Annotated in this window: 8 protein-coding genes and 1 pseudogene; 4 read left to right on the top strand and 5 right to left on the bottom strand. The window is 67.0% G+C overall.

Going from position 1 to position 9,593, the window contains the following annotated elements; translation table 11 throughout:
- On the top strand, window positions 1-1,794 hold a 1,794-nt coding region (locus tag ACWEVO_RS02595; protein ID WP_452305812.1), incomplete at its 5' end, for an FG-GAP repeat domain-containing protein.
- A 555-nt stretch (window positions 1,795-2,349) separates the two neighbouring features.
- Here ACWEVO_RS02595 and ACWEVO_RS02590 read toward each other — a convergent pair.
- Window positions 2,350-3,510: a hypothetical protein gene (locus ACWEVO_RS02590; RefSeq protein ID WP_452305811.1), complete on the bottom strand. Its 1,161-nt coding sequence runs from the start codon at window positions 3,508-3,510 to the stop codon at window positions 2,350-2,352.
- Window positions 3,511-3,893: 383 nt separating this feature from the next.
- Here ACWEVO_RS02590 and ACWEVO_RS02585 point away from each other — a divergent pair, with 383 nt between their 5' ends.
- Window positions 3,894-4,490, top strand: coding sequence for a tyrosine-type recombinase/integrase (locus tag ACWEVO_RS02585; protein ID WP_452305810.1), 597 nt, complete (start codon window positions 3,894-3,896; stop codon window positions 4,488-4,490).
- Window positions 4,491-4,529: 39 nt separating this feature from the next.
- On the opposite strand, the pseudogene ACWEVO_RS02580 reads toward ACWEVO_RS02585, so the two are convergent.
- Window positions 4,530-4,577 (bottom strand): annotated as a pseudogene (locus tag ACWEVO_RS02580) (hypothetical protein); the annotation flags it as partial.
- 203 nt (window positions 4,578-4,780) lie between these two features.
- Here ACWEVO_RS02580 and ACWEVO_RS02575 point away from each other — a divergent pair.
- The gene (locus tag ACWEVO_RS02575; protein ID WP_452305809.1) at window positions 4,781-5,170 is read left to right on the top strand and encodes a hypothetical protein; all 390 of its coding nucleotides are present in this window, start codon (window positions 4,781-4,783) and stop codon (window positions 5,168-5,170) included.
- Between the two features lie 22 nt (window positions 5,171-5,192).
- On the opposite strand, the gene ACWEVO_RS02570 is transcribed toward ACWEVO_RS02575, so the two are convergent.
- The 3 genes from ACWEVO_RS02570 to ACWEVO_RS02560 all read right to left on the bottom strand — a co-directional run bounded on the left by ACWEVO_RS02570 (window position 5,193) and on the right by ACWEVO_RS02560 (window position 8,838).
- Window positions 5,193-5,480, bottom strand: a complete 288-nt coding sequence (locus tag ACWEVO_RS02570; RefSeq protein ID WP_452305808.1) for a hypothetical protein — start codon at window positions 5,478-5,480, stop codon at window positions 5,193-5,195.
- 697 nt (window positions 5,481-6,177) lie between these two features.
- Window positions 6,178-7,626 (bottom strand): hypothetical protein, encoded by a 1,449-nt coding sequence (locus ACWEVO_RS02565; protein WP_452305807.1) that lies wholly within the window; start codon window positions 7,624-7,626, stop codon window positions 6,178-6,180.
- A gap of 129 nt (window positions 7,627-7,755) precedes the next feature.
- Window positions 7,756-8,838, bottom strand: coding sequence for a Nif3-like dinuclear metal center hexameric protein (locus tag ACWEVO_RS02560; RefSeq protein ID WP_452305806.1), 1,083 nt, complete (start codon window positions 8,836-8,838; stop codon window positions 7,756-7,758).
- Window positions 8,839-9,166: 328 nt separating this feature from the next.
- Between ACWEVO_RS02560 and ACWEVO_RS02555 the strand changes: the two genes are divergently transcribed.
- On the top strand, window positions 9,167-9,559 hold the full coding sequence (locus tag ACWEVO_RS02555) for a hypothetical protein (RefSeq protein ID WP_452305805.1): 393 nt from the start codon (window positions 9,167-9,169) through the stop codon (window positions 9,557-9,559).
- Window positions 9,560-9,593 lie beyond the last annotated feature (34 nt).

Here is a 9,593-nt window from a genome sequence, read left to right as displayed (position 1 = left end):
GCCGGCAACGGCACAGGCGGCTTCCAATCCGGCACCGGTGCGGCGATCAGCAACAACTGGTCGAACTTTGATGTGATTTCGTCCCCGGGCGATTTCAGCGGGGACGGCAAGCCCGATGTCATTGCGCGCCACTCGGGCACTAAGGATCTGCATCTGTACGAGGGTGATGGAGTTGGCGGGTTCAAGTCGGGTACCGGCACGGCCATCAGCAACAACTGGAGCGGCTACGACATCATCGCTGGCGGTGGTCGAGCCCTTCGCACGGATTTCGACGGGGACACCCGACCTGACGTCCTCGCCCGCAACGCCCAGACCAAGGGCATACATTTGTACGCCGGTAACGGGACGGGCGGCTTCCTGTCCGGCACTGGGGCTGCGATCAGCAACAACTGGTCCGACTACGACATGATCTTTTCCCCCGGCGACTTCAACGGCGACACCCGCCCTGACATCCTCGCCCGCAACGCCAGCACGAAGAATCTCCACCTCTACGCCGGGGATGGCAATGGCGGCTTCCTGTCCGGCACTGGGGCTGCAATCAGCAACAACTGGTCCGACTACGACATGATCTTCTCAGCGGGCGACTTCAACGGCGACACGCGCCCAGATGTCCTGGCTCGGAACAAGCAGACTAAGGACCTGCACCTGTACGCCGGCGACGGGACGGGCGGCTTCCTGTCCGGCACTGGGGCTGCGATCAGCAACAACTGGTCCGACTACGACATGATCTTCTCCCCGGGCGACTTCAACGGCGACACCCGCCCTGACATCCTCGCCCGCAACATCAGCACGAAGAACCTCCACCTCTACGCTGGCGACGGAACGGGCGGCTTCCTCCCAGGGACCGGCGCTGCCATCAGCAACAACTGGTCCGACTACGACATGATCTTCTCCCCGGGCGACTTCAACGGCGACGGCAGCGCCGACGTCCTCGCACGGAACGCCAAGACCACGGACCTGCACCTCTACGCCGGCAACGGCAGCGGCGGCTTCCTGTCAGGCACGGGCGCCGCGTTCAGCAACACCTGGGCCAACCGCGACATCATCGTCGGCAGCTCCGACCCATCGCGTGGCATCGTCTCCGTCTACGGATGGCTGACTGACGGGCGGCTGACATACACCACCATCGAGTCGGGCACCGGCGACCGGACCAGCACCGTGCTGTCCACCGCGACGCTTCCGTTCACGCCCAAGGCGATGGCCACCCTGAACGCCAACACGATCCTCATGAACTCCGCCGACGGCCACCTCTACCGGGTGGACGTCACCGCTAACAGCCCCTCACTGACGTTTGCCGCGCCGGCCGATCTGGGCAGCGGCTGGGGCAGCCTGGACCTTCTCACCTACGACGGCAACGGCCATCTCTACGGCATCATCAAAAGCACCGGCACGCTGCGGCGTTACGACATCGGCGCGACCAAACCGACGGCCGCCAACATCACCAACTACAGCAGCATCGCCACAGGCTTCGGCAGCTTCACCACCCTGACCAGCACCGGCCCGGACTGGCTACTCATGAGCAACTCCGCTGGCTTGCTCCGCTCGTACAAGATCATGGGCGTCGGATCCTGGACCGGGTACACGCTCGACCCCGACGGATGGGGCTTCACCCACTTGATCTCCCCGGGCGGCGGCTACTACTACGGCCGCACCAGCGACCGTGCCCTCTACCACTACCTCGACGCCAACCCCTACGACGGCAATGGCACCGACATCCGGTACTTCCTTGACGACCCGGTCGACACCAGCGGCTGGACCCAGGCCCTGCTGTCCGCCCAGCCCTTCGGCAGCTGACAGCTTCCGCACCCAGTAGCTTTTCAACCAGCCCTGCCGCGACTGCTTGCCGCGGCAGGGCTGGACCATCTCCAGCACCCAACCCTCCTGCTGGCCTTTGGCTACTGCTGTTCTGGTAAGCGATTCGGTCAGGTCAAACGGAGCGTTTCATGCCGTCGTCGCCCACCGATCTCATCACCAGCGGGTCACCGTGCCGGCGCCCCGGCGTCCCCATCCCCTCTGCAGTCGGTTGACTCGGTGCATGGCAGTGGTTGTCGCTCATGGCCGGCAGTTGTCGGCCTGAGCCCCGCCGGACAGAGACGCTTGCGACAGCCAAGGTTGGTGAGTTGAAGCGGAACATAGAGCCGCTGCCTTGCCACCAGCGGCAACGGCACCGGACGCCTGCTCACACGGCGTCGGAGGTTCACGCGACTGGTCACCAGTCGACAACGTTTGACAGTCTTTTGTGCCCCTGTGTGCCCCACAGACCCGTGTCTCTCCGCCCAGCGCCTTGAATCTGCATGGGGCAGCCCCCGACCACCGAGTGGGGCCGGGGGCTGCTGCGGTCCGGGTGGCTCAGAGGGCCTTGCCGTTGACGAACAGCTGGGCCGGGCCGGCGGGTGTCCTTACGCCCGTCTGGATGTTGCCGTACGTGGTCGCACCCTCGGTGATCGTGCCGCCGGTGGCGAGGTCGGGCGTGATCGCCCCGTTGGTGATGGCGCCGTCCGTGACCGGGCCGTCGGTGATCGCACCAGGCGTGATGACGTTGCTGAGGCCCGTGATCTTGTCGGCGTTGGCGCTGCGAAGGCAATCGGCCGGGTCCTCGCCTGGAGCCGCGTCCCACTCGCCCCACAGCACGCTGTCCACGGGCTCGAACTGGTAGTCGCCGAACGACCAATCGCCGAACGACCAGGAACCGAACGACCAGGAACCGAACGACCAATCGCCGAACGACCAATCGCCGAACAAGGTCGGCGAATTCCAGCTGGTGTCGCCGACCTCGTAGGACGGGTCTCCCTGCCAGCCGTTGACGATGAAGCCGTTGTACTGGTTGGCCTTGCGGGCGTCGACGTCGAGGTTGTAGCTGACGCTGCCGGTGAGGACGCCGGTACGGCTGCCGGTCCGGGCGCCGGCACGGTAGGTGTCCCGGGTACCGTCGCGGGTGCCGACGTGCGAGACAGTCCGGGTGCCGGTGCGCTCGCCGCCGCGCACGCCCTCGCGGTGGAACGTCTTGGTGCCGTTGCCGTTGGTGAACGTGCAGGTCAGATCCTGCGACATGACCTGCTTGGCGACCTGGGTGCCGGTCTGCGTTCCCGACTGGACGCCGGTCTGCGAGCCGATCTGCGAGCCGACCTGGGTGACGTCCTGCGACAGCGACTGGGACGTCGGCTGCTTGTAGGTGAACGCGAGGCTCTTGCTGTCGACGGCTTTCTGGAGCGCTGCGTTGTTGTAGCCGAGGGCGTTCTGGACCTCGCCCTTGCCGATGAAGCCGATGCCTGTGGTCGGGTCGATGCTGACCGATGCCGAGGCGCCGGTGGCGCTGAGAACGATCGTCGCCGTAGCCGCGAGGCTGCCGATGAGCATATTGCGGATCCGCATGTACTGTTCCCTTCGTCGTGCTGACGTTTCGTTTGCAGTGCCGGCGTGCCTTGCGGTCTTGCTGGTGCGACTCGTCTCCTGCCAATGCTTGTGCAGTTGAGACGGTGCGATGCGCTGCGGGATCAGATGATGACGCACAGCAACAGTGCAGCTACGACTCAGCGTGGGGCTCTCTCCTCCTCCAATCAAGCCGCTGATCAGCTGTTACACCTGCTGGATCGGATGCATTTGCCTGTCCAAGGCGGAGGTTGCACCGCCGCTTCGCGGCGACTTGGTGACGGTTCGTCGGACGGTTACGCCAGCGGGCCCGTCGACCCGTCCTCCGGGGAGCGAGCCGCCAGCCAGCCCGCCACGTCAAGCGAGCCTTGACGCGTACGGAGGCTGCCGGAACAGACTGAATCGGCTCTCGTGTTACGGACCGCGCCCCCGACGGACACCGCCACAGTGGCGCAGTTGACCCAACCTCGCCCGGCACGGCCCGGCTCCCGGGCTCGGAGCCGGTCACCGGTTCAAGGACCGCCTTGATCTACGCGGCGGCGCTGCTGGATCGGCTCGTGGGCCGATCCCCCGTGGTCCGGGTCAGCCTGCCGTCATCCCACCGGGAACGCATCGTGCCGCTCACCGTCGACCAGGTGCGCGCGCTCGCCGACGTGATCCCCGCGCGCAACCGCGCGATGGTCGTCACTCAGGCCGGGTTGGGCCTGCGCCTCGGCGAGCTGCTCGCGCTGCGCGTCCAGGACGTCGACTTCGCGTCGCGCCTGGTGCGCATCGAGTGGCAGTTTGCGCCGCAGTCCAAGGTGAGGACGGAACCCAAGACGCCCCGCTCGCGCCGCACTGTGCCGCTGCCCCAGGTCGTCGCCGACACCCTCCGCGCACACATGGCGCACTTCCCGTCGGCTGATGACGGGACCATCTTCACGACCCGCTTCGCCGGCCCGTACCGGCACAACTACTACGGAACGCTCATCTTTGGCGCGGCGGTCCGCGAGGCCGGCCGGCCCGAACGCTCTCAAGGTCAAATATCGGGTGTGTCAGAGCCGTCTAGTGGTGAACAGGGTGGTCCCGTAGACCGGGTGCACTTCCTTCCGCTCGGTCTCGGTGAACCCGACCTTGGCTAGCACCCGGCGAGAAGCGGTGTTCCAGTCCCAGACGGTGGCCCACAGACGTTCGTACCCGGACGATCTCGCCCAGTCCAGAACCGCCAACGAGGCCTCGGTTGCGTATCCCTGACGCCAGACTCGGCGTAGCAGCTCGAACGCAGTTCCGGTTCCCCTTCCGATCCTCGTCCGCTGTCGACCAGCCCGCAGTAGCCGATGACGTCACGAGTGGCCTTCCGCTCGACCGCCAGCAACCCGATCAACCACAGCTGGTTGGTGCGGATCGAATCCTCGAGCTCCGCGACCGTAGGGTGTCCATCCGCGTCGATTCGGCGGTGCGGCGGCCCTCGTGGATCACGTTCGGTCCACAGCTCACGCTGGACGACAGCCTCGGCCACCCGCCAAGGTCTGAGCAACAGGCGACCCGTCTCGAGTACAACCTCGCGGCCCGGAGTCGCTTCAGCTGCCATGTACTCGCCGAAGTGGTCCTGCTCACCCCAGAGCTGACTGATCGCGTGTACCGCCTCCTCGCACGACACCCCATGCCGTGCCACCATCGCAAGCGCGATGCCATGGAAGTACTCACGGTGCTCGTCGGGTGCGTCGAACTGGAACTCGGGATAGACGCGACCCACTCGGCCACTATCTCGCCCGGCAATACGATCATTCGAGTCGCGGACGGCCGAGGGCCGCAGCACTAATAGTGGAACTGACAATGGGTGGTCAGCTCTGAGCGACCACATGTCCCGCGGTGATCACCGGCGGGTTCGGCAACAGATCCGCTATATTCGCCTTGACCCAATCCGCAGCCAGGCGGTTCGAGCTCTCCTCGTCGGCTTGATCCTCGAAAACGCTTGTCGAGAACATCACGCCTTCGTTCCGGTCGTCCACCCAGTAATAGGCGACGAAGCCCCGATGCTTGCTGATCAACGGAACGAAACCCTCACGTACCCGCTTTGCCGCCTCATCAGGATTCGTGACTCCCTCGTAGCGACGCACAGTGGCCCACATCTCTGTTCCTCCTGAGCCTCGATTACTTGAAGGCGATTGTCTCAGACGTACAAGACCCCCCGGAACAAAATCGCAGCCCAAGTCAACCGTTGGCCCTCGACCCGCGCGCCGGGAAAGGGGCAGCCGCCGCGTCAAGCGGACCTCGACGGCTCGTTCGGACGCTGGCGGGCCGGGCGGTGGTCTGCTCGGCGTGCCCGGGTCAGTGGCGGGCGGGGGTGGTCTGCCGCAACCACCCACGGACCTGGACGCGCCGGCGGCGACCCCGGCCAGCCTGGAGCCGGAGCGCCCCGCCGGAGGCGCAGTAGCTGCAACCCGGCGACCGCCGCCATCGTCGGCGCGGCCGGCAGGGACCAAGGTCCCTGGGTCTGCTACGCCTCGCTTACAAGGCGACTTCGGCAAGAGCCGCAGCGTCCGCTGGCATTCACCGGGCTCGGGCCGAAGACGACGTCCGTCCTCCTTTCTTAAGCCCACGCCCCCGCTGACGTCGACACCTGATGGCCGGTCACGGCGTTTCGGCTTTCCGGAATCGCCATCTGACCCGGGACCGTTCTTATCCCGCTTAGCGACCAAAGGTCGTCAGCTGGAGTGTTGGGAACAACTCGCGCCCCGGAGTGGAAGACGGTTCTCGTGATGCCGGCGCTGCCGCACGGTTCAAACCGTGGCGGCAGCGCCGGCTTCGCTCAGCTGTCCCGTCGGTTCACCAGATGATCACGGCGACCACGGCACTGACGACGAGTCCCGTGACCACGGGCAGGAACAGTTTGCGGGCGAGGTCGACCACCGACACCCCGCAGAAGGTGGCAACCGCAATGAGGGAGGACCAGATGACCAGGGTGCCGCCTCCGGTCCACGAGGCGCCGTTCTGGGCGATGGCGGCGAGCGTGGCGGTGTCGACTCCGGCGTGGGGGCTGAGGGCCTCTGACAGGGAGCCGGTGAGCGGCAGGCCTGCCCAGCCTGATCCGTCGAGTCCGACGGTCATGCCGGCGAGCAGGACGGCGAAGATGATGACGAACGGGTTGTTCGGGATGTGCTGCTCGACGCTGCGGATCGCGTCGAACAGGAATCCCGGCGCGGTCGTGTTTTCTGCCAGCCCCATGATGCGGCCGGAGAAGTCGGAGATGCCGATGAAGACGAACCCGGCGATGGGGATGACGACGCCCATTGCTTTGAACGCGAAGGAGAGGCCGTCGACGATGTGCTCGGCGCAGCTTTCCAGGGAGCGGACCCGGTCGCTGGTCACGGCCACGGCGAGCAGCAGCAGCGCGGCAAGTCCCCCGACGAGCGGTGCGCCGGCTCCGTCGTCCACTGTCACGAGGTGGGTGAATCGGCCGAGCAGCATGTAGACGAGCAGCGCGCCGAAGGCGACGGGGACCAGGACGGCGAACAGTTTGGCCCGGCGGTCGTGTCCGCGCTGGTCGGGCGCATCGTCGTCGAGTGCGGCGTCGGTGGCTGCCGGTCCCCCGTCGTCCAGCGCCTCCCGCGGTGGCTGCTTCGTGGCCAGGCCGTGGCGCAGTTGTTCGGAAGTGTCGTCCGTACCGGTGCCTGCCGCCACGCCAGCGGGGACGAGTTGGGCCGGCTGCGCCACGCTCGCCGCCATCTCGGGGCCGGGCTCTGCCGTCGCCAGGCTCGGCCGGCGGCGACGCACCGTCATGAAATAGCTCATCGACAGTGCGACGATCCCGACGATCCATGACAGGACCAACGCCCGGTCGGCGATCAGGTCTGCCGATACCTTGGCTCCGCTGGCGGAGAGGGCGGGCGCGACACCGATGACGTAGTCGGAGGCCAGCGCCATGCCCTGGCCGGCGATGGCGATCGCGATCGCGCCGGCCATCGGGGACAGGCCGGCTCGGATGGCGGCGGGAAGCAGGATCGCCGCGATCAACGCGAGAGTCGGGGTGGGCCAGAAGAACAGCGCGAAGACGTACGTGACGACGAACAGGACGACGTAGGCGACCGGCCCGTTGACCATGAGCCGTCGGAACGGCGCGACCATGCGGTGTTCGGCGCCGATGGCTCGCAACGCCGCGAGCATCGCGGTGACGAGCGCGATGATGAGGAAGATGTTGAACAGCTCCGAGGCGGCCGTCAGGCTGGCGCGGAACACCGACGCCACCCCTGCGGGCACGCTGCCGGTGAAGGTCACGGCGGTGAGGAACGTGGCGGCGATGGCCGGGACCACGACGTTCTTCCGGGCGACCATGACGATGATCAGTGAAGCCAGACCGGCCAGATACACCCAGTGCGCTGGTGTCATTTCCATGGTTGTTGTCTCCTAGCTTGCTTGCTCGGAGTGGCTGAGGGGTGTGGCCGCGACCGTGGCCGCGGCGGCGCGAGCGCGTGCGGCTTCGGCCAGTGGCAGCAGATGGTCGTGCGCCATGGTGCGCCCGTATTCGCGTAGCGGGCCGGTGCCAACGCTGTTGAGCGGGATGGAGACGACGCGGTCGCGGAACAGGACCACGTCGACGTCGGGCAGCAGGGCGGACAGACCGAACGCCAACGGGAGCCCGTTCTCGTAGATCTCTGTGGCGTGGCTGCTGCCCACCAGGACGTTGAGTCCGCGCGCTGCCGCGCTGGCGACCACGGCGGAGTCGGGGGCGGCTGCGCTGATGCTGAAGATGACCGTGGAGATGGCGGGGTGTTCGGCGAGCAGCTGGGCGAGGTGTTTCTCGCCGAACCCGGTGTGGGGGAAGGCGTGCAGGACGACGTCGCCGAGCGGGTCGTCGAGGGCGCCCGCGAGCACCCGCAGTCCCGGGGCGGTGGCGCTGTCGACCAGGTCGGCGCACTGCCGGGCGGCCCGTTCGTCTTCCAGGATGCGCATGTCCAGGGACCGCTCCAGGCCGGTGTTGAGCCGGGAGAGCACGTCACCGACGGTGGTGACGCCCGGCAGCGGCCGGCCGACCATGACGACCAGCCCGTGCACGCCGTCGTATGCGGGGTTGACGTAGAAGGGACGGTGGCCGTGCAGGTACGCCATGCCGGGGTGCAGTCCGTGGAAGGCCTCGTGGCACTCCAGCACCGCAACCCCGTACAGCGACAGGTAGTCGGCGAGGGCCACCCCGCCGGAGCTCGCCGCGTCGGCGATCGGGTGGTGTGCCACGATCGCGTCCACGCCGCTGGCGTTGGCGAGTTCGATGTGATGTTCGGTGATGGTCATGGCGACGGCGAGCCGCCGCACGGGCTTGTCTGAGTCCCCCCAGACCAGGCCGGGTCGCTCGGTGACCGCCTTTCCGGGTATGCCGGAGTCCTTGCTGATCACCCACGGGTTACGGCCCCCGTCGCAGCTGGTGATCCGGCCGCCGGTCAACCCGTCGAGGGCCGCGACCACGTCGGCCACGGTCGGACCGGTCTGCGTCATCGCCTCATTCGTCACGCGTTTCGTCCGCCTTTCCGTTGACGCCAGTGCGACACGCACTGGATCTGGTGCGGCGGAAGCAAAAACAGCTGCCACCGCTCGGATTCGGCGGTGTGCGCGAGTACGCGCAGACCGCCAACCGCCATCGGCGACAGCTGTCGGGCTCTTCGGGGTGGAAGCTCCCTCGACCGTTCGTCGGTTCTGTGTCACGACGTCCTCGTCGGCCCGTACCCGCAGGAACAGCGCCTCAGAGGTGTGTGATATATAACGATGCTCGTCGCCGGCTGTCAAGGTCTCGACCAGCCGCTGCGACGCTCACTAAGGTCGCGCCATGGATCACTCGGGCAGCACACCGCGTCGGACCCCTGGCGAGCTCAAGCAGGAGATTCTGCGCGTCTACAACGCCGTGAACCAGGGCATCGCGGGCGTCGGTGTGAGCCGGCAGCGGGTGGACCTGTTGGATGATCGGATTCTCATCCTCGCCCAGCACCAGCGCGTCAAGGCGCTCGCGGCGTTGGACCCCGCGCGTCGGGACATCACCCGCGAGGTGGACGTGGCGCTGCTCGACGAGGGCAAGCGGCGCCTGGCCCAGGAGTTCCGCGACAAGATCGGGCTTCCGGTACGCGTCGTCCTGAAGGACTACGACCCGACCACGGAGATCGCCGCGACGGTGGTGGTCCTCGACGCCCCGCTGGCCCTCGACGAGTCCCGGCGCCACCCGTAGGTGGGCACACCGGATCGGCGTCGTCGCTGATGTG

The sequence above is a fragment of the Micromonospora sp. NPDC003776 genome (assembly GCF_053605645.1).
Note: the sequence above shows the minus strand (reverse complement) of the source record. Positions and strands in the feature narration are given on the sequence as shown.